Genomic DNA, 19,941 nt, shown 5'->3' on the forward strand with positions numbered 1-19,941 from the left:
TTAAGATGTTCTGGTGTCAGTGAACGGTCACACCTAACTTGCCAAACATCACAATCACTAATTCAATTCATCTAAATAGTCCTGTGCCTCTGCCCCAGTCAGACGACCTTCATCTAAGGCTTGATCAATTTGGGAACTCGGACGTTGAGTTCCGATAGTCGCCCGAACAGGAGTTTTTGCCACTGTTTCTGTCGGCTGCCCTTGATGATGCTGGAGTAGCATGTATGAGGCATGATAGTGCTTAGTCCAGACACTCACGCGGGGAGTTTCTTGCCACTGAGTACGAGACACAGTAGTGGTGAGAATGGGAACAAGTTCGCCGTTGCGATCGCCGACAACCACAACCTGAATGTCTGCAAGATCGGGGTTTTGACTAAATTGACGACGAATTTCGTCGCTGGCAATCGTCTCTGCCCGCTCGAAAAAGTCTCCATACTCAACTTGACCATATACAGACATATCAACAACGATGCTTTCCGCCTCTGCCTGTACGGGTCGATAACTATCACCAACAAAGCAAAAGAACGCCGCCGCCACCCCGATCAAAAAATAGCGAGTCAAACCTTTGCCCATCCACTCTGTCAAAGCGACTCTTACCACTTCGGGTTGCCATGATTGTCTGAATGAGTTGATGTACATAATTACAAAGACGTTGCACCTAGGTCTTGACGGCGAATCTGAATCAGTCATTTGAAGGCTGAACAGCTTGCTTTGGCGTTAAAAGGAGTTGACTCCGTTTGATGCAAATGTATCCCTAGCGGAATAAGCAAATGCACTTATCGCTCAAACTGGCATCTCACGATTTCAGATGACTATTCTCTAGATATAAATATTATCCGTACTGATTTAAAACCAGGTAATCTCATTGTTAAGAATTCGTCCCAGACGTTTACATCGGGAGCATGTTACCTTTGTAGGCTGGGTTCTTGGAACGTAGGCGGAGCATTCTTTTTGAGTAACCCAACCCAGGGAGAGCCTGTTGGGTTTCGCTATCGTCCAACCCAACCTACTTTGCTGTAGTGGTGCTGATATTTTCCCCACATCTCACACCCGACCTGCACTACACACAGTTTCAGTTTAGTGTAATAATACAAATGATTGATTTGTATTGGTTTTATTGCCGATTCATTAGGATTCGCAATTTTTTCGTGACTTTGTTGCCCTGAGTCAGCAATTTGCGATTTCTTGAAACTCGATCGCACAGGAAAGATAAATGTGATGAAATTTAGTCAAGTTCTTGCTCAACGATTTTCCCTCATCGTTACTCCGGTAGTAACAAGCTGTTGTGTGACTACGACACCAACGTTAGCTGCAACTCTAGCTACATCTGAAGCCTGGGTCAATTTGGATAACTTCAGTCACGCTCCTGTAGATATTTTTACTCTAACTGATACCCAAACTCTGGCAATTGCCAGGAATAGTCAGGCAGTAGCTAATGCTAATGCTGATGCAAATTTTGTCACTGATCCCTTAGGTACAATGACCAAAGCGAACAACAATTCATTGAGTACAGCCCAGGGTGAAGGTAATAGCTACTTTGCACTAGCCGAAAGTAATGCTGCTGTCATTGGCTACAATTTCATGCTCGAAGAAGATGAAACATTTTTCTTCGATTTTAATGCATTTTTAGGACTAAAAAGTTCAATAGACGATCCAGAATTTGAACGGTCAAATGCAAAAGCTGAAATAGCGTTGAACCTTTACGACACTACAGATGCAGATAATTGGCAACTTTTAGATTTCCTGATTATCGCTGGACAGTTAACCACTGCAGGGAATGGGGATTTTCTTAGTGATGACAAGAGTACTGGCTTAACTTATTTCCCCAGACATACTACGTTTGAGACAGCCTTTACCGGAAACCAAGAAATGGCTGAAGCCTCCGTTAAAGGAGAGTTATCTCGGACATTCAACAGCTTAACTTACCTGACTTTAGTAGAAGCTAAAACCAATCGGGTAATGGTTAAAACAGTATCTGAATCATCCACGTTATTAGCTTTACTAGTTTTCTGCCTGATCGGAGTTGGATGGGGAATCAAAAACAAACTTTCTTAATATTTGCCAGAGCGATCATTCTCGCGCTATCCCACCCACATTCTCAATAAAATTGGGTTTATATCAAGAAAGCTTTGTGGTAATTTGTTAAGCATCGTGGCAGCGCTTGAATTTGAAAGCCTTGTTAAACAAGGTTTTCAGGATTGTTAGAAAAGATGCGTATAGGGGAGAGAGGCGACTCTCAAACCTTACCCGCTCAATGAAAACTAGATGCAGAGGAACTTGCTGAAGAACTACTGCTATAACTATTTCCAGAATCAATTTTAACGGTGACGTCGTGATTAATTTTTATCTCGCCATCCCCGGCTGCACTAGTCATGCTCTGAGCGATCGCCGTTCTTTTACCGTCCGATGAGGTTATCTTTTGTCTAATAATTCTCCAGTCGATCACCATTCAGATTCTCCCTATCAGATAAAAGGAACTCATTAAACCATTTGACTATGAAGTCTATAGGTTAACTCCCTCGCTAACCACTCCTGAAACATTTTATCCAGAATTTCTTGACATCTCTGTGGCGTTAATTTAGCCGGGATAAACTCTTCAACCTGAAAAATCGAGTAACCTTGGTCGATCTGGATGGGACTGATCACCTTTCCGGCTGGAGTCCCAAAAACCAGTGCGGCTATATCCGGCTTTAAGTTCCAACGGTAAAGCTTACCTTCATATCCACATTGATGTCTACGCCTCTCATCAATGTCATAGATGTGAGCGGCTTGATAGAAGCTGATTTCCTGTTCTTCAATTTCATAGACGAGTTCTTCTGCCAACTTCTCATCCGCTAAAATAATTTGATAAAGCAATACCTGGTCAAATTCCAGGCGATTTTGGCTAAAAAACGTTTCTACCTCCTGAGAAAACAGACAATCCGCTAATTTCTTCGCCAATAGCCGATCGCGAATTCCAGCTTCCCAGTCATCTGGTGTTATCTTCTGATCAGCGAGCCAAGCTACGGCGTCTGAAGCCTTTTGCAAGTGCTTAGCTTGCCGATAGCGATCTGCCTCTGCTTGGATTTCTTCTGCTGCAATTGTTACTCCCTTTTCTTCAGCGGTTTGATTGATAATACTTTGATATAATATGTTCTGATAAACTTCCTTTAATTGTATATTTTTCTTTAAGAAATTAAGAATTTCATCGAGTTCAACAGATGCACTTGGACGATTATTCATGTTTAGCCACAATTCTCGGTAGGAGAAGGTCAACAATTATTTTCCAGTAAGCTATTGATTGGAAAAGTTGCCAATCAATAGCCTACAGTGTTAATGTCAATGTCCCATCGCTTTAGAAAGCATTGGCATTGGTAAATACGGATACCAAAGTGAAACCATCTGAAATAGCACCAGCTCCTCCCCCTGCTGCGGCTGTGGAGTATTCTGTTCCGATGGCAACCGAATAACCGCTTCTGTCAAAGGAATAGTTGACAAAATAATCGGCGTTGTAGTCAGTTGCAGCGCTAGCAGCATAGCTACTATAAGAGGAAGAACCTCTTAAAAAGGTACTTAAACCTCCTTGGACTTGTTCTTGACGATGATCAGAACATTGACTCTCACAGAAATTTAGATCGACAATTCTTAGTTGACTCATACATCTCTCCTTTTCAAGAAACCGCTGAGAGCTTTTTAACATTTAATTTACATTTATATATGTTTTAAGCTTCAGCGATTTCTCTAGTTAACTACTTCCTTGAAAAATGGCTCAAGCTAAAACCCTGTAGAGTCCGAGCTAGAACGAGACGAAGAAGATGATGAAAAGCTGCCAAAGAAAGAGCGTCCAGCAAAGGTCGAAGTAGACGTGAAGGTGTCGGTAGCGGAGAAGAACTGACCGAAGGCTGATGCCGAAGCAAAAGCATCCGATTCAGCGAAAGCTTGTCCACCTTCAATACTGTTGGCTTCACAAACGTCTGCCAAATAGTCTAAATCAGCAATAATCATGGGAACTCCCTGTGTCAATTCAGAACAAACATTTTTGAACTTTTTTCAAGTCAAGCTTCTGGAAGAGAAGCTGAGATTAAAACGCTGCCGAGTCAGAGCTAGAACTGGCAGAAGAAGAGGAAGAAGAGCCAAAGAAGGAAGAGCTAGCTCTTGTAAATGTAGACGTGAAGGTGTCGGTAGCGGAGAAGAAGCGACCGTTCGCAAATGCCGAAGCAAAAGCATCCGATTCACTAAAGGCATCTCCACCTTCAATCTTGTTGGCTTCACCAACAAATTCCAAGTGTTCTAAATCCGAAATAATCATGAGATGGAACTCCTTAAGTATCTAAGTGATGGTATTTTTACAACCAGCTTTCTGTCTTTTTTTTGGTTGTGAATTTAATAGTAATGTTAATCCCTGGTGAGCGGCTGCCATTTTGGCAGAGTTGTGTAAAGTTTTATGAAGTTTTATCGAGGTAGCTCAGACTGAGACTGATAGCCAGTTACGGCGTATCAGGCAAAGGAAGAGAAGGCACACAGAGAAAGTAACAGTACTATGGACGAAGGCAACTCCCGAGGATAAGGAGTTGCCTTCAAGAATTAGACAGGTATTGCTTTGACTGGAATGCTAATGATTCAGTTCAAGCTCAGAAAACCTTGGATTTTAGACCGAACCCATTCCATCTGGAGTGAATTGGATAGTAATCCTGGGTTTGCCCCGCTACCTCGTATCTGCGCTTGTTTTTCGCTGACATCCTCTAGATAAGGCAGATCACTAATCTGGCTCAAGGATTTTCCTGAGTATTTACTATTTAACTTGATTCCAGAAGACTGGCGATTTGGGTGACTTGCATGGGTTGCATCGTTCTCCTCTTGAGAAGCTTGCTCGTTTTCTTTGACCAATCGGCGGTAAGTCCGGTATGGCAGGTAATGTACAGGATTGTAACCCGCATAACGAAGAAGCAAATAACAAGCCCAAGAATACTTACCATCAAGGATTGCATCGATGATAGGGTTAAGTTGATCGGGTTCAATCGCTTTGTTACCACTGGTCTTGGAAGAATAAATTGGCTGTGCCATTATGCTTACTATCAGAGTATCTTTTGAGTACAAAGGCAGGTCTCATTCAGTGAAGCTCTATAAGTTAATGCCATCTTCTTGCAACTGCCGGATCGGGTCGAGCAAGATGTCTGCAATGCGGCGGTGACGGACAATAATTTCAGCCGTACCCGTCTGACCCGCTTTCAACCGGATAGTTTCACCGTTAGCGCTGACCGAGGAGCGATCAAGGGTCACTTCGATTTTATAAACTTCCCCAAGTTGCTCATCTGGCTTGGTATCTGGGGAGATAAAAGTAACTTTGCCCCCGATCACCCCATAATCTTGATAGGGATAAGCATCGAATTTGATTTTCACGGGCATTCCTGTCTTAATCCCACCGGCTTCTTGGTTAGGTAAGCTGGCTGAAAGTACTAGGGGCATCCCTTGGGGAGCAATTTCAGCAATGGTTTGTCCCGATTGGACGACTTCACCAGCATTGGAGACGTGAAGGGATAAGACAACTCCCTCGACGGGAGTCGTGAGGGAGAGTTGTTTTAACTGGGTTTTAGCTTTATTGAGCAGATTGGTTGTCTGATCAATTTTGGCTTGTAGCTGGGTTTTTTGAACCTCAAGTTCCTTAATTTTGTGCTCAACGGTTAGCAGCGCTGTATTCTTTTCGGCTTGCTTCTGGGTTAATTCCGCTTGGAGTTGCTCAGCTTGGGCTAAAGCTTGCTGTTGCTCGGCTTGGAGTCGCTGAGATTCAGCTAAGGTTTGCTGGAGTTCACCTTCGGTTTGGGTAATCGTGCGCTGGCGATCGCGCAAAGCTTGCTCCCGTTGAAACACCACTTCAGCCGCGATCGCACCATCTTCCAGCAAGGGTTCTAACCGTTGGAGTCTAATTTTTTGGGCAGTGGCATCATCCTCCAATTCACTCAGTAGCTGTTGTTGGTTGGCTGCATTCACCTGGTTCTGAGCGATCATTACCTCCTGAGCCTTTGCTTGCGCCTTGGCTTGAGTGATCGCGGCTTCTTGAGCCTTTATTTGAGCTTGGGCAATCGCGGCACGAGTTTGCGTTTCCAGATGAGTTTTTTCAATCAGGGCTTGGATTTGACTCAATTCCGTTTGGTAGGATGCTTGCTCTTGTTCCAGGCGCTTAACTTCAGCCAGAGCAATTTGGTGATCCAGTTCCACTAATACCTGATCGGTTTTAACTATCTCACCTTCTTCAATGTGAATTGCCTCAATTTTCCCCGCAGCAACCGGATGAATTTTATAGACATCGCCTTTAGGGACTAACTGCCCTCTGGCGTAACCGACTTGATCTATTTTTCCGAATGTTGCCCAAGCTACAAACGCCAAGGAAAACATTACTCCACCTAATATCAGGTAACGGGGAAGTGCAGAGGGGGGCTGATCCAGCACAGCCTGTAAGGATGTAGACCAATGATCCTGATGGGCAGAAGCTGTCGGTGAGGTTCCTGAGTCAGAGGTATCTGGGCTATGAGCCGGGGTCTGGGATTTGGCATCTCTTTCCTGGATAGCTACACCCCCCCAGATCCAGGCTGATTCAGTTCCACTGAGATTCTGAATGTCATTGCTGTTTGAGTCAAAAACCGGATCGGGGACAGGGGCAAACGGCTTAGAAAAGCCCAATGAGCGAATTAGTATGATATCTTTCTTCATTGTCAACCACCCTTATAGAGTCTCAGAGCTTTTGATTGAGATGTTTCATTAGTCCCAGCCATAAAGGTATAACTTTCTAGCTTTGAACTACTGATCCTTTCTCTGTTTTCAACGTGCCTTTTTACGCAAACAGTCGTTTTTGTAATAAAAATATACAAACTTCATTTTCCTCTTGCCATTTCACCCAAAACAAAGTAAAATGAAAAACTGTGCATTTAGTTTTAATTAACTTTCCTCTAGCATTTCCCACTTGATCAATTTTGCCAAACGTCGCCCACGCGCCAACTAAGACGTGATGCTTATTCGGCAAAAAAATTGATTGAACGGTTCGATCTAGGCTGCTCCTCTAGAAAAGAGTTGGCTTTACTCAAGTTGCCTAGTCCGAACTGGGAAACACTGGCATTCTGTCACTTTTTATACTAGGTGACTATGAAGTCGAAATGAATTCACCTTTAGGGGGATATATTTTTTGGTCATTTGTCATGTGTTAGGGAACAGGGAACAGGGAATAGGCAATGGGCAATGGGCAATGGGCAATGGGCAATAGGTAAGGTAGAGTTTTGAGTTAACCTCCCCCATCTCCCCCAGCTTCCAGACGTTCCAGCGGAACGTCTCTACAAAAGGTATCCACCCACTTACAAATCAAGCTGCTGCTGCGCTAGGTGATAATAAAGTCCTCCTTGGTCGATCAGTTGGTCGTGATTCCCCTGTTCAACCAAAATGCCTTTATCTAAGACCAATATGCAGTCAGCATGGCGTACTGTAGATAGACGGTGAGCAATAATTAACGTGGTGCGATCGCGACTAATCCGAGTCAGATTTTGCTGGAAACGCCGTTCCGAATCCGTATCCAGAGAACTGGTAGCTTCATCTAGCACCAGAATCCTCGGATCACCCAACAGCGCCCGGGCGATCGCAATCCGTTGGCGTTGTCCTCCAGACAGACTCGCCCCCCGTTCTCCCACTTGGGTATGGTATCCCAAGGGCATATCTTCAATAAAGGCGTGGGCTTCGGCGAGTTTCGCCACCTCCACCACTTGATCTAACGTCACATCCTCGGCATAAAGGGTGATGTTTTCCATAATCGTTCCCGAAAACAAGAAACACTCTTGGGGAACCACCCCTAACTGCGCCCGTAACGACTGGGGCGAAGCATGGCGTAAATCATGCCCATCCAACCAAATTCGCCCACTGGTGGGATGATAAAGTCCTTGTAGGAGATTGACTAGCGTCGTCTTTCCCGAACCACTGCGACCCACAAGCGCCACAGTTTGCCCCGATTCCACCTGCAAGGAAATATTCTGTAGGGTATTACGTTCTTGCTGGTCGGAATAACGAAATGTAACATTATCAAACTTAATATCTCCCTCTAGTCGGGGAAGCACTAACAAGGGATGTTGGGGACTTTCTTCCGGTTCTGCCTCAAAGACATCATTCAGGCGTTCCACGGATACGGTGACTTCTTGCAACTCATCCCACAGTCCGACTAATGCCAAGACTGGACTGATCACATTACCAATCAGCATATTAAATGCCACAAACTGACCAATCGTGAGTTGGTCTTGGATCACCAAGGTAGCACCATACCAGAGTAATGCCGTATTTCCCAAGGTTTGAAATAAACCCCCGGTAGATTGCAACCCATTCGCCAGTTTCTGACCGCGAAATCGGGCATTCAGCATCCTAGTCAGGCGATCTTCCCAGCGCCAGCGTAACTCTCGTTCGGCGGCGTTGGCTTTGACAGTAGCTACGCCGTTCATCATTTCCACCAGTGACGAATTTTGTCCGGCGTCTTCCTTAAAGATTTCGCGTGACACCCGGCGCAGGAAGGGACTGGCAAAGAGGGTTAATAGGGCAATTGGCGGAATAATTGCCAGGACAACTAAGGTTAATTTCCAGTTGTAATACGCCATCAACCCGATATAAACCACCGCCATCAGCGCATCTAACCAAGCGGTAATCGCTTTGCGGGTGAGGAAACGCTGCAACTTCTGGTTTTCCTGCACACGGGTGATAATATCCCCGACATGGCGGGATTCAAAGAAGGAGAGGGGTAAGGTTAGGGTATGGCTAATAAAGCCACCAATCAGGGTTAGATCAATACGATTGCCAAAATAATCTAAGAGATACTGTCGGGTGGCTCTAATACCGATACGCCAAATGCCAAATAAAAGTAAACCAACGGCGAAGACATGCAGCGTGATAAAGCTTTTGTGGATGACCACCCGGTCGAGAATAATTTGGGTAAATAGGGGTGTAATTAGTCCAAAAAGCTGGATTAATAGAGAGGCTAAGATAATTTGCCCAATCAGCATCCGGTAGGGGGACAGGGCGCTGATAAATTTACCGAAGGAGATTTTTTGACTTTCTACCTCTTTGAGGCGTTCCGTTGGTTCGATGAGTAACGCATAACCCGTCCAACCCTCAATAAACGCTTGGCGAGAGAGTTTGCGCTTCCCCACCGCCGGATCAGCCACCAACATGCGATCGCCTTTACACCAGTAAACGACAACATAGTGATTTCCGCCCCAGTGGGCAATCCAAGGCTGTTTGATTTCCGCTAAACGACTCAAAGACGCCCGTACCGGTCGGGCTTGAAATCCCAGATTATCAGCAGCTTTGGCTAAGGCGGATAGAGATGCACCCGTCCGCCCGACACCCGCCAGATTCCGCAGGGAGGTGAGGCTAAATCGCTTCCCCCAATAGCGTCCCACCATCGCCAGACAAGCCGCCCCGCAATCGGAACTACTCTGCTGTTGAACAAAGGGATATCCTCGCCAAAATGCCCGCCGTATCCGGCGTTTGGGTTTTGGAAAGGTGATGGATTGGGATTCGGATTGGTCTTGGGGTGCAGCTTCAGGGGATTTAGTCGGGGTAACCTTGCGGGTTTTCTGGACGGGTAATACCGCCTTTTTCTTAGCGGCGGATGGGATATGTCCGTTTTCAGATTTTTCTCCATCCTCGGTGTCTGGAGAGAGGATAGGCGCGATAGATTGAGCGGTTTGCCAATGATCGGTACTGAGTCGATAGACCGATAAATCCGTCTGGGCTATCCAATCCTCTGGGATGGTTTGGGGATATCCCCAACTGTCGCCAATATCTGGGGGTGAACTGTCATCCTTTTGACTTTCAATGTCACCGTGACGCAACCAGAAACGACCATCGCTGGGTGGGGTGGATTGGATTAAGGGTTCCCCGGCGGGAATCTGTTCGGCATCTAAATAAGGAAGAAGTTGCTGGAGATCCTGGCTGGGAATGTCTGCCAACTCGGTATTGGTTTTGAGAAAGAGGAGGCGTTGGCGGTGGCTAATGGTTGAGGTGAGGTGGTCTTGTAGCTCAGGAAGCCGCTCAACCCATTGATTGAGTTGGGTTTCAGCCATCCGCGCCACGAGACCGGAACTAACCGCCCGGACTTGGTAGGGTAAAGTGCGATCGCCAACTAGAGTATCCGCGCCAAAACTCTCACCGGATTCGAGTACCCCCGCCGATACATAACGTTTTTGGCTGGGATTGTAACCCAGTAGCCGCACCCGACCTTGACAAACGAAGTAAAGGTCACTAGGGTTCAGTTCAGATTGATCCGAATTCGGGGATTGACTGGAGGCGCGATCGCTCAATAGGTCATCACCGAGTTCAAATTCATACCATTCTAAACCTTGACAAAACTCCGATACTAAATCGGCATCAACATCCCATTGGTTCAGGAACGAGTGGATCACAGCCAAGTTCTGAGTCTCAGTTGGTGATGAGTGATCGTGCAATTGCCCCTGATTTTTGAGTTTCTGATTCATTCCTCACTCCTCAGCCTGGGCATATTCAAAAGCATAAGCAGCTACTCTAGCAAATTAGGTAATACTTTTTGAGTACCTTTAGGTCGTTGACAAAAACCAGGTTATATTTTATACAGACAAACTATCCCTTCGGGTGTGGGGTGTGGGGTGTGGGGTGTCGGGTGTGGTTTGTATAGCAGTACTCAGGCAGGTAGTGACCTTCGTTCCTGTTCCCTGTTCCCTTTCCTAACCCAAATGTCCAGCCTTAGACCGATAACCTCGAAGATGATGATTTTGAGTTTACGCGCCGTGATATTCTAAGACTTTGCCACCTGATCCACAGAGTACGGCAAGTTTTTGATATTCCATGAGCCTTGACAAAAACGGCATGTTTTCATCTGACTTTCCCCAAGAAAATGGACAATCTGGTCACAGTAGTAGTAATGTAACGCTCACCGATGAGGCGGGGCGATCGCTCAGTTGTTCAATCGAGCATTCTCTGAATGTAGAAGGTATCGACTATTTACTCCTCCTCCCTATTGATTCACCCGTCGAAATAGTCGCCTGGGATGAGGATGATCAAGCCGACGATCTCGCGGATGCTACCCTCGTAGAAGACGAGACAGAAATTGATGAAATCTTCTCCGATGCCCAAGCGGTTCTCGCTGAACAAAATCTCACCCTGAAACGCACCGCATTTACCCTAACCGTCGCGGGTGAACTTCCGCCAGCGGATGAGGAGGAAATTCTCAGCATTGAACTCGCCGAAGAAGATGTGGAACTCGAACCCGAACAATTGCAATTGTTGGCGAATTTTTACCATGAAGAACAAGAGTACGGAATTTACACTCCCATTGATCCCCTACTCTTTTTCGCCAAACATAACCCTAAAGGTCAATTAGAACTATTATCTCCCGAAGAATTCCAAAAAGTCCAACCGCTACTAGAAGAGTTATTATTTGAAGATTTAGATTAAAAATGACATAAGACGTAGCTTGCTTCTCGCGCAAGCGAGTATGACAAATGACAAATGACAAATGACAAATGACAAATGACAAATGACAAATGACAAATAAAACAGTTCAACAATTCTCTAAATGGTCTTATTATCTTGCCTTACTCCCAGTAACCATGGTAATCGGTTTATGGCAGGGGTGGGCATGGTGGAGTTGGGTACAGTCTCCCCCTGTCGATCAATCCTTAGACCCATCAACCAATACCTTACAAATCCAAATTCCCACCGGAACAGCCGCCCAGCAAATCGGTTTTGATTTAGAAGAAGCGGGTTTAATTCGTTCAGCTAATGCCTGGAGACTCTGGGGTTATTGGTTAAGACTGCAAGATCCAGAGGGTGGATTTAAAGCTGGAACCTATAAACTATCCCCCAGTCAACCCTTACCCGAAGTTGCCCAAAAAATTTGGACGGGTGAAGTGATGCAACTCTCGTTCACGATTCCCGAAGGGTGGTCCCTCCAGCAGATGGCAACCTATTTTGAATCCCTGGGATATTTTAAAGCGCAAGACTTTCTGGCGGCGGCGAGTCAGATTCCAGAGGATCAGTTTCCCTGGTTACCCAGTAACTTACCGCACCTAGAGGGCTACTTATATCCTGACACCTATCAACTACCGAGCGATCGCGTCACGCCTCAACAAATTATTAACCAAATGCTCAAACAATTCGAGCAGGTGGCTTTACCTGTGTATCAACAGGGACAACAGCAAACTCAACTCAGTTTACATGAGTGGGTAACCTTAGCCAGTATCGTGGAAAAAGAGGCAGTCGTTGCCGATGAACGTCCCCTGATTGCTGGGGTATTTACCGCCCGTCTCCGCCGAGGAATGAAACTGGAATCTGATCCTACCGTTGAATATGGATTAGGCTTTCGCCAAACGGCAGATCAGCCCCTAACTTATGCCCAAGTGGGAACACCCTCTCCTTATAATACCTATCTCAATCCCGGATTACCGCCTACCCCCATTGGCAGTCCCCGAGTAGACAGTTTAAAAGCCACACTCAATCCCGAACAAACCGACTATCTCTTTTTTGTCGCCCGCTATGATGGCACTCATTTATTTAGTAAAACATTAGAAGCCCATGAAGCAGCAAGAGACGCCATTCGTAAACAACGGGAAGCGCAGCAAATTCAACAACCTTAAAAATGGAGCTTATTGGGTAAATTTTTGAACCCGTTTTAACGGGTTTGAGCTTTAAGCCAGAACTTTAGTTCTAGGCTGCGATCGCGAAGACTGCTACGCTAGAGGAAGCAGGAACGCTGCTACAACCATTCGGTGGGAATAAAGTTATTGGCTGAGGACAAATCACGGCTTATGTCTTGGGTATCAAACTTAGAAAAGATGGCTTGGGTATCAAACTTAGAACCTGACTTAGTTCTGGACGGTCCAATCTTGAGTTTGACCCGAGATATCCTGCAACACTATACGCTTAAAGGATTAGTGCTGGATGTGGATGAAACCTTGGTTCCCCTGAAAGCCTCCAAAGCCTCAGAAGAACTCAGGGCATGGGTTGAAGACATTAGACCCATCGCCTCCCTGTGGCTGGTGAGTAATAATCTGAGTGAGACACGGATTGGTGGGATTGCTAACTCCCTGAATCTGCCTTATCTCCACGGTGCAGGTAAACCATCCCGACGCAAATTAAAACAAGCCGCCGCCGCGATGAATTTGCCTGTGGAACAAGTAGCCATGGTAGGCGATCGCTTGTTTACAGATGTCTTAGCTGGAAACCGACTCGGTATGTTTACCATTCTCGTCGAACCAATGATGGACCCCACTCAAACTGCCTATTCTTCTCCCATTCGCGATTTTGAAGTCTGGATCACTCAAATTCTTGGCGTATCACTGCCCAGCAAGCAACATAAGTTTACAAAAGATGATAAATCAAGACAAACTGAAATATAAAGAAAAGATTAGGAAAAAGCAGGCAGTCAAAAAATCATGAGATTCTAATAATAGTTCAAATGGGGTCAGCCATTATAAAGACCCTAACCATAATAAAAACACCTGTTATAATTCCATAGCGAGCGCTATATCCCTTAGTTGAGGACGTAGCGCTCTATTGTGTTGAGACGGGAAGCTGGGGGAGCTGGGGAAGCGGGGGGAGCTGGGGGAGCTGGGGGAGATGGCGGAGCGGGGGAAGATGGGGAAGCTGGGGAAGATATGACAAATGACAAATGACAAATGACAAATGACAAATGACGAATGACGAATGACGAATGACAAATGACAAATGACGAATGACTAAAACAATTGTTGTCAAAGTGGGTACATCCAGCCTGACTCATCCAGAAACGGGTCAGCTAGCGCTGTCAACGATTGCGATGCTAGTGGAAACGCTGACTAGGTTGCGTTCCTCTGGGTATGGTGTGGTCTTAGTCACCTCTGGCGCCGTGGGAGTTGGGTGTGGACGATTGGGATTAAAGACTCGTCCTCAAACCCTCGCCCTCAAACAGGCTGTCGCGGCTGTGGGTCAGGGACGGTTAATGCGAGTCTATGATGATTTATTTTCCAGTCTTCAGCAAGCGATCGCGCAAATTCTGCTAAGCCGCCAAGACTTGGTACAGCGCAGTTGCTATGTTAATGCTTACGCGACATTTCGAGAACTGTTGCAGCTTGGCGTCATTCCCGTAGTGAATGAAAATGATACCGTCGCTGTCGAGGAACTCAAATTTGGCGATAACGATACCCTTTCTGCAATGGTGGCGAGTTTAATCGAAGCCGATTGGTTATTCTTATTAACTGATGTTGATCGACTCTATTCGGCTGATCCGCGTCAAGTCCCTGATGCTGAACCGATTACCCTAGTAAACCGGATAGAAGAATTAGCCGAACTTCAGATACAAACTGGGAAAGCGGGTTCTCAGTGGGGAACCGGGGGAATGGTAACAAAAATTACCGCCGCTAGAATTGCCACGAGTGCGGGAGTGAGAACCGTGATTACTCAAGGACGACACCCCGAAGCGATCGAAAAAATCTTACAGGGAGAACCATTAGGGACGCAATTTGCCCCTCAACCGCGAACCGAAAACGCCCGTAAGCGTTGGATTGCTCACAGTTTAGTTCCGGCGGGTAAGCTGTATTTAGATCAGGGTGCAGTGAAGGCAATTTGTCAAGGGGGTAAGTCTCTATTAGCCGCCGGAATTACTGCAATTGAAGGTAATTTTCACGCCTCGGATGCGGTACAACTCTGTGATAGTCATGACGTAGAAATAGCTAGAGGATTGGTCAACTACAGCAGTCTAGAATTACAGAAAATTAGGGGACATAAATCAGCAGATATACCAGAAATTTTGGGCTACGGTGGGGCGGAAACAGTTGTGCATCGAGATAACCTGGTTTTGAGTAATGTCTGACGATAGGGAAGATGGGGGAGATGGGGAAATTTTGTAGGGGCGGGTTTCACTACTATCTTTTCTTCCCTCACCAAAATGTAACTAAACCCGCCCCGACTCAACCCTCAATTTCCTGATTAAACAGGGGTTTGGGGACCAAACCCCTACAAATGACCAATGACCAATGACCAATGACCAATGACCAATGACCAATGACCAATGACCAATGACCAATGACCAATGACCAATGACCAATGACCAATGACCAATGACCCTCTCCTGCTAATTGGCATCTTTAAATTGGGCGGCTTAAAATAGAGTCATCAATTGACATCAGTACCATTTAAAACCATTATGTCTGGCTCTTATAATGCCTTCATTTCTTATGGACGAGCCGATAGTAAAGCCTTTGCCACTCAGCTACACAAACGACTGTTGGCAGAAAGGTTAACGGTATGGTTTGACCAAAACGATATTCCATTGGGGGTTGATTTTCAAAACCAAATTGATGAAGGGATCGAAACCTCCCATAACTTTTTATTCATTATTGCGCCTCATTCAATTAATTCGCCCTATTGTCGCAAAGAAATTGAGCTAGCCCTGAAGCGGAATAAACGCATTATCCCCCTGTTGCATGTTGAACAAATTAGCCACGAAACCTGGCAACAGCGTAATCCAAATGGCACAGAAGCAGAATGGGAAACATACAAAGCCAAGGGCTTACATTCCAGTTTTCCGAATATGCACCCAGCCATTGGTAAGATTAACTGGGTCTATTTTCGCGAAGGAATCGATGAGTTTGATACCGCGTTTGCTGGTTTAGTGGAATTATTGCAGCGTAATCAGGATTATGTTGAGCAACATACGCAGCTTTTAGTCAAGGCTTTGGCATGGAAAAGAAACCAAAAACAGAGAAACTATTTATTAATTGGTGAAGAACGGCAACAAGCTGAAGCATGGCTTAAAATTCGCTTCAATGATGAGCAACCGCCCTGTGTTCCCACGGATCTCCATTGTGAGTTTATTACCGAAAGTATTAAAAATGCCAATAATTTGATGACCCAGGTATTTCTCACTTATGCTGAAGCTGATAAAGGGGTTATGCAACAGATTCGCAATCGTTTATGGCGAGAAGGTTTTACCGTTTGGACAAACCAGACTGATATTCAAACTGGAGAAGCATTTCAGGAGGCGATTAATCGCGGAATAGAAGCAGCCGATAATCTGGTTTATTTACTGTCACCGGATTCAGTTACATCGGAGTATTGTCAGCAAGAAGTAGACTATGCTGTATCCCTAAATAAGCGAATTATCCCGATTAAGGCGGGAATCGTCGCCAACGAAAAAATACCCCCGGTTTTGCGAGATTTACACTACATTGATCTAACCGATAATATCCAGGATGAAGATTATCATCTAGATGAAAGCCAACTGGTGAAAATTCTGTATCAAGATGCTACCTATTACCATGAGCATAAACTCCTGCTCACCAAAGCCTTAAAGTGGGAACGACAGCATCGAAATCCGAGTATTTTATTGCGGGGATATAATTTACGTCAAGGGGAAGCTTGGTTAAAGGTTGCCCAGCAGAGAAACCAGCATCCGCCTATACCGTTAATTGCAGAATTTATCAGCGAAAGTCTGCGCCAACCTCCCGGACTATCCTTAGATGTATTTATTTCCTATTCTCGCAACGATTCTGATTTTGCCAGAAAATTAAATGAGGTATTACAAATTCAGGGAAAAACTACCTGGTTTGATCAAGAAAGTATTGCCTCTGGTGCAGATTTCCAACAGGAGATTTATCGAGGTATTGAAAATTCCGATAACTTTTTATTTATTCTCTCCCCCCGCGCCGTTAATTCCCCCTACTGTGCGGATGAAGTAGAATATGCGGCAAAGTTGAATAAACGTTTTGTCACGGTGTTGCATCTTCCGGTTAATCCGGCAGAGTTGCATCCTGAATTAGCCAAAGTACAGTGGATTGATTTCAATCAAAACCAGCGAGAGTTTAATGCAAATTTCAACCAATTAGTGAGAACCTTAGATACAGATCGAGATCATGTTCATAATCATACAAAATGGTCGCAACGGGCGCTGGAATGGGGGAAAAAATGCAAGAGTGAAGATTTACTGCTGCGGGGAAATGAATTTGCGATTGCCGAAACCTGGTTAATTGAAGCCGAGGAACAGAAGAAACAGCCAAAACCAACGGCGTTGCAAACGCAATATATTCAAGCCAGTCACGCCGCCATTCAAGCCGGAATTGCTAAAGAAAAACGGCGGATGATGATTTTGAGGTCTTTATTGGGATTAGTGACAGCGGCGTTTGTGATATCTCTGGGGGCGGGTGTTGTGGCATTCAGTCAGTATCGCAAGGCTGAATCCCTCCGTCGTATCGCGGAAACCGAAAAGTTAATTGCCCTGAGTAATGCGTCTGAAGCCTTGTTTATTTCTGATCAAAAACTTCCGGCGCTACTCGCGGCTTTAAAAGCCGGAATAACACTTAAATTCGCCCAGGATAAAATAGGTAAATCCCCGATAAAAGCAGATATCATTACCGCCCTCCAACAAGCAATTTACTGGGTGAGAGAACGAAATCAATTTGAAGGACATACCGAACAACTGTGGTATGTTACAGTTAGTCCAAATGGTCAAATAATCGCGACGGCAAGTCAAGATGGTACAGTCAAACTCTGGAATCCAGACGGTGAAGAACTGCAAACGCTAAACGGGCATAAGGGTACAGTATTTGCGGTTAGTTTTAGTCCAGATGGTCAAATGCTGGCGACAGCAGGTGGGGATAAAACAGTTAAACTATGGACGATTGAAGGGCAATTACAACAAACGTTAATTAGTCACAGTGCTGCGGTACGGGATGTGAAGTTTACACCAGATGGACAATGGATTATTTCTGGGAGTGAAGACCAAACCGTCAAACTCTGGACAACTGATGGGCAATTGAGGCAAACTTTTGCAGGTCATCGCGATCGCATTAATCGGATTGCGGTTAGTCCTGATGGTCAGCACTTTGCCACAGCAAGTGAAGACAAAACCGTCAACCTGTGGACAATTGAGGGGCAATTTCGCCAAAGGTTTACGGGTCATAATGCGGCGGTTTGGGGTGTTAGTTTTAGTCCTGATGGGAAAACCATTGCCACGGCAAGTAATGACAAAACCGTCAAACTCTGGAATCAAGATGGTACTCTGTTCAAAACACTCACCGGACATACCGATGGGGTGTTGGCGGTGAGTTTTAGCCCAGATGGAGAACGGATTGCTTCCGGGGGATATGATCAAACGGTGAAACTGTGGAACCGCGATGGTAACTTAGTTGATACTTTGAGTGGACATACCAACCTGATTTCCAGCCTGAGTTTCAGCCCTGACAGCCAGACGCTTGCTAGTGCCAGTTTTGACCACAGCGCTAAACTCTGGCAAATTGCTGGGGTTGGGTTGCATACCTTATCAGGACATGATAATTGGATATTCAGTCTGGCTTTTAGTCCCGATGGAGAACGTTTAGCCACGGCGAGTCGAGACAGTACCGTTAAACTCTGGACTCGTACTGGACAATTAATCACAACGCTGCGACAGCATCAACAACCCGTCTGGAGTGTGAATTTCAGTCCCGATGGGCAAACCCTTGCCACAGCCAGTAACGATCGCACCGCTAAACTTTGGGATCGTCAGGGTAATCTGCTAACAACCTTGATTGGACATCAGCGCGGTGTCTTGGGTGTTAGTTTTAGTCCCGATGGACAGACGATTGCTACAGCCAGTGATGACCAAACCGTGAAACTTTGGACGATTGACGGAACTTTGCAACAAACCTTGAAGGGACACAAAGGAGCTGTGCATCAAGTCCACTTCAGCCCAGACGGACAAACCATCGCCACAGCCAGTAGTGACCAAACGGTGAAACTTTGGGATCGCCAGGGAAACTTACTGAACACTTTAACCGGACATAGCGGTTTTGTGGTTGATGTGAATTTCAGCCCAGATGGGCCAACTATCGCCACAGCGAGTCATGACCACACCGCCAAACTCTGGGATCGCCTGGGAAACCTGTTAACGACTTTAACCGGACATCGCGATGAGGTACAAGCGATCGCCTTTAGTCCAGATGGGCAGATGATTGCTACAGCCAGTAACGACCAAACCGTGAAACTGTGGACGATAGAGGGTACATTAGTGCAAACATTAACCGGAATTGGCGGTGGAGTTAGGGATGTGCAGTTTAATCCAGATGGTCAAACCTTAGCCTCTGCCAGTACCAATAACCAGGCAATTCTCTGGGATTTGGACTATGTGGGTGATCTCGATGAGTTGTTGGTGCGCGGTTGTGATTTTGTCCGAGGTTATCTGCAACATAACCCCAACGTCAAACCGAGCGATCGCGATCTGTGTGACAAAATTTGAACCGAGAAAGGTTTAATGGATACTAATTATGGCTGAGACGATATGCGATTCGCCAAGTTATACCTGTTGAATTGGGACAAATAATTATGAACCGACTATTGAACGCTCAATTAATAGTTGCCTTGGCTGGAGCATCACTTTATTTTCTGACTGGAGTGGAGCCAGGGATTGCCCAGCCTGACCAATATTGTGATGATCCGGGTTCAATTCCAGCAGCGGAGACAACGAGAAACTTAGAACTCGATACGTTTGGCATAGAACTCACCATCCCCTCCAATTTCAGAGCAATGCGCCTTAACAACGGCAACGTCAAAATTGTCGATCCAGGCACTTATGAATTATTATCTTGCATAGCTAGAGGTGGAGAAGCATTGGGACGTGGTTATGCTTACACGTTAGTTCGCAGCGTTGAAAACCCAAACAATCTAGAATTACGTCAATTGGTGGAACAAAAGAGTAGAGACCATGAAAAAATATCACCCTATACTTTTGATGGTAAGCAAGGCTATCTAGTTGAATATCGGAATCAAGAGGCTGTGGGAATTCCCGATGCTCATGCTGAGTTTTGGCTGAATATAAACGATGTTCCCGGAGCCGTTGTCATTTCTAAAAGCTGTGATTGTTCAGGAATGAGTGAAAGCCTGGTTTCATTACTTGAGCGCTCAAGTTTGCTCAGTAGTAGCCAAGCCTCAACTCCATAGCGCGATCGCGAA

17 protein-coding genes are annotated in these 19,941 nt (G+C 45.6%); 7 read left to right on the forward strand and 10 right to left on the reverse strand.

Features of this window, described 5'->3' with window-relative positions; all coding sequences use genetic code 11:
- Positions 1-57: 57 nt before the first annotated feature.
- Entirely contained in the window at positions 58-639 is a 582-nt protein-coding gene (locus RIC07_RS23855) for a hypothetical protein (RefSeq protein WP_446396684.1), read from the reverse strand.
- Positions 640-1,218: 579 nt separating this feature from the next.
- Here RIC07_RS23855 and RIC07_RS23860 point away from each other — a divergent pair.
- Positions 1,219-2,055: a hypothetical protein gene (locus RIC07_RS23860; protein WP_446396685.1), complete on the forward strand. Its 837-nt coding sequence runs from the start codon at positions 1,219-1,221 to the stop codon at positions 2,053-2,055.
- A gap of 426 nt (positions 2,056-2,481) precedes the next feature.
- Here RIC07_RS23860 and RIC07_RS23865 read toward each other — a convergent pair whose 3' ends face one another.
- From RIC07_RS23865 to RIC07_RS23900, 8 genes are all read right to left on the reverse strand, one after another.
- A complete protein-coding gene (locus tag RIC07_RS23865) occupies positions 2,482-3,222 on the reverse strand; it encodes a peptidylprolyl isomerase (protein WP_446396686.1) in 741 nt (246 codons plus the stop codon).
- 112 nt (positions 3,223-3,334) lie between these two features.
- Positions 3,335-3,637 carry a hypothetical protein gene (locus RIC07_RS23870; RefSeq protein WP_446390866.1) on the reverse strand — a complete coding sequence of 101 codons (303 nt, stop codon included), beginning with the start codon at positions 3,635-3,637 and terminating at the stop codon, positions 3,335-3,337.
- A 116-nt stretch (positions 3,638-3,753) separates the two neighbouring features.
- Positions 3,754-4,002 (reverse strand): hypothetical protein, encoded by a 249-nt coding sequence (locus RIC07_RS23875; RefSeq protein WP_446396687.1) that lies wholly within the window; start codon positions 4,000-4,002, stop codon positions 3,754-3,756.
- 58 nt (positions 4,003-4,060) lie between these two features.
- Positions 4,061-4,288 (reverse strand): hypothetical protein, encoded by a 228-nt coding sequence (locus RIC07_RS23880; RefSeq protein WP_446396688.1) that lies wholly within the window; start codon positions 4,286-4,288, stop codon positions 4,061-4,063.
- A gap of 311 nt (positions 4,289-4,599) precedes the next feature.
- Entirely contained in the window at positions 4,600-5,043 is a 444-nt protein-coding gene (locus RIC07_RS23885) for a HetP family heterocyst commitment protein (RefSeq protein ID WP_446391285.1), read from the reverse strand.
- Positions 5,044-5,100: 57 nt separating this feature from the next.
- Positions 5,101-6,687 (reverse strand): HlyD family efflux transporter periplasmic adaptor subunit, encoded by a 1,587-nt coding sequence (locus RIC07_RS23890; protein WP_446396689.1) that lies wholly within the window; start codon positions 6,685-6,687, stop codon positions 5,101-5,103.
- Positions 6,688-6,808: 121 nt separating this feature from the next.
- Positions 6,809-6,997, reverse strand: coding sequence for a hypothetical protein (locus RIC07_RS23895; RefSeq protein ID WP_446396690.1), 189 nt, complete (start codon positions 6,995-6,997; stop codon positions 6,809-6,811).
- A 325-nt stretch (positions 6,998-7,322) separates the two neighbouring features.
- Entirely contained in the window at positions 7,323-10,478 is a 3,156-nt protein-coding gene (locus tag RIC07_RS23900) for a peptide cleavage/export ABC transporter (protein ID WP_446396691.1), read from the reverse strand.
- Between the two features lie 367 nt (positions 10,479-10,845).
- Here RIC07_RS23900 and RIC07_RS23905 point away from each other — a divergent pair, with 367 nt between their 5' ends.
- The 4 genes from RIC07_RS23905 (at position 10,846) to proB (ending at position 14,827) form a co-directional block, all read left to right on the forward strand.
- A complete protein-coding gene (locus RIC07_RS23905; RefSeq protein WP_446396716.1) occupies positions 10,846-11,433 on the forward strand; it encodes a DUF3727 domain-containing protein in 588 nt (195 codons plus the stop codon).
- Between the two features lie 89 nt (positions 11,434-11,522).
- A complete protein-coding gene (gene mltG, locus RIC07_RS23910; protein ID WP_446396692.1) occupies positions 11,523-12,614 on the forward strand; it encodes an endolytic transglycosylase MltG in 1,092 nt (363 codons plus the stop codon).
- A gap of 198 nt (positions 12,615-12,812) precedes the next feature.
- Positions 12,813-13,376, forward strand: coding sequence for a YqeG family HAD IIIA-type phosphatase (locus tag RIC07_RS23915; protein ID WP_446396717.1), 564 nt, complete (start codon positions 12,813-12,815; stop codon positions 13,374-13,376).
- Between the two features lie 335 nt (positions 13,377-13,711).
- Positions 13,712-14,827, forward strand: coding sequence for a glutamate 5-kinase (gene proB / locus RIC07_RS23920; protein ID WP_446396693.1), 1,116 nt, complete (start codon positions 13,712-13,714; stop codon positions 14,825-14,827).
- Between the two features lie 143 nt (positions 14,828-14,970).
- On the opposite strand, the gene RIC07_RS23925 is transcribed toward proB, so the two are convergent.
- Positions 14,971-15,099, reverse strand: a complete 129-nt coding sequence (locus tag RIC07_RS23925) for a hypothetical protein (protein ID WP_446396694.1) — start codon at positions 15,097-15,099, stop codon at positions 14,971-14,973.
- Positions 15,100-15,160: 61 nt separating this feature from the next.
- Between RIC07_RS23925 and RIC07_RS23930 the strand changes: the two genes are divergently transcribed.
- Together RIC07_RS23930 and RIC07_RS23935 are read left to right on the forward strand one after the other, a co-directional pair.
- A complete protein-coding gene (locus RIC07_RS23930) occupies positions 15,161-19,228 on the forward strand; it encodes a TIR domain-containing protein (RefSeq protein ID WP_446396695.1) in 4,068 nt (1,355 codons plus the stop codon).
- An 86-nt stretch (positions 19,229-19,314) separates the two neighbouring features.
- Positions 19,315-19,929, forward strand: coding sequence for a hypothetical protein (locus RIC07_RS23935; RefSeq protein ID WP_446396696.1), 615 nt, complete (start codon positions 19,315-19,317; stop codon positions 19,927-19,929).
- Positions 19,930-19,941 lie beyond the last annotated feature (12 nt).

This window comes from Coleofasciculus sp. E1-EBD-02 (genome assembly GCF_040218245.1).
Lineage (GTDB): Bacteria > Cyanobacteriota > Cyanobacteriia > Cyanobacteriales > Coleofasciculaceae > Coleofasciculus.

Excerpts from the sequence above, each read along its gene's own strand:
- RIC07_RS23855 (WP_446396684.1), bottom strand. The coding sequence starts at position 639 with ATGTACATCAACTCATTCAGACAATCATGGCAACCCGAAGTGGTAAGA.
- RIC07_RS23860 (WP_446396685.1), top strand. The coding sequence starts at position 1,219 with ATGAAATTTAGTCAAGTTCTTGCTCAACGATTTTCCCTCATCGTTACT.
- RIC07_RS23865 (WP_446396686.1), bottom strand. The coding sequence starts at position 3,222 with ATGAATAATCGTCCAAGTGCATCTGTTGAACTCGATGAAATTCTTAAT.
- RIC07_RS23870 (WP_446390866.1), bottom strand. The coding sequence starts at position 3,637 with ATGAGTCAACTAAGAATTGTCGATCTAAATTTCTGTGAGAGTCAATGT.
- RIC07_RS23880 (WP_446396688.1), bottom strand. The coding sequence starts at position 4,288 with ATGATTATTTCGGATTTAGAACACTTGGAATTTGTTGGTGAAGCCAAC.
- RIC07_RS23885 (WP_446391285.1), bottom strand. The coding sequence starts at position 5,043 with ATGGCACAGCCAATTTATTCTTCCAAGACCAGTGGTAACAAAGCGATT.
- RIC07_RS23890 (WP_446396689.1), bottom strand. The coding sequence starts at position 6,687 with ATGAAGAAAGATATCATACTAATTCGCTCATTGGGCTTTTCTAAGCCG.
- RIC07_RS23900 (WP_446396691.1), bottom strand. The coding sequence starts at position 10,478 with ATGAATCAGAAACTCAAAAATCAGGGGCAATTGCACGATCACTCATCA.
- RIC07_RS23905 (WP_446396716.1), top strand. The coding sequence starts at position 10,846 with ATGTTTTCATCTGACTTTCCCCAAGAAAATGGACAATCTGGTCACAGT.
- mltG (WP_446396692.1), top strand. The coding sequence starts at position 11,523 with ATGACAAATAAAACAGTTCAACAATTCTCTAAATGGTCTTATTATCTT.
- RIC07_RS23915 (WP_446396717.1), top strand. The coding sequence starts at position 12,813 with ATGGCTTGGGTATCAAACTTAGAACCTGACTTAGTTCTGGACGGTCCA.
- proB (WP_446396693.1), top strand. The coding sequence starts at position 13,712 with ATGACTAAAACAATTGTTGTCAAAGTGGGTACATCCAGCCTGACTCAT.
- RIC07_RS23925 (WP_446396694.1), bottom strand. The coding sequence starts at position 15,099 with ATGCCAATTAGCAGGAGAGGGTCATTGGTCATTGGTCATTGGTCATTG.
- RIC07_RS23930 (WP_446396695.1), top strand. The coding sequence starts at position 15,161 with ATGTCTGGCTCTTATAATGCCTTCATTTCTTATGGACGAGCCGATAGT.
- RIC07_RS23935 (WP_446396696.1), top strand. The coding sequence starts at position 19,315 with ATGAACCGACTATTGAACGCTCAATTAATAGTTGCCTTGGCTGGAGCA.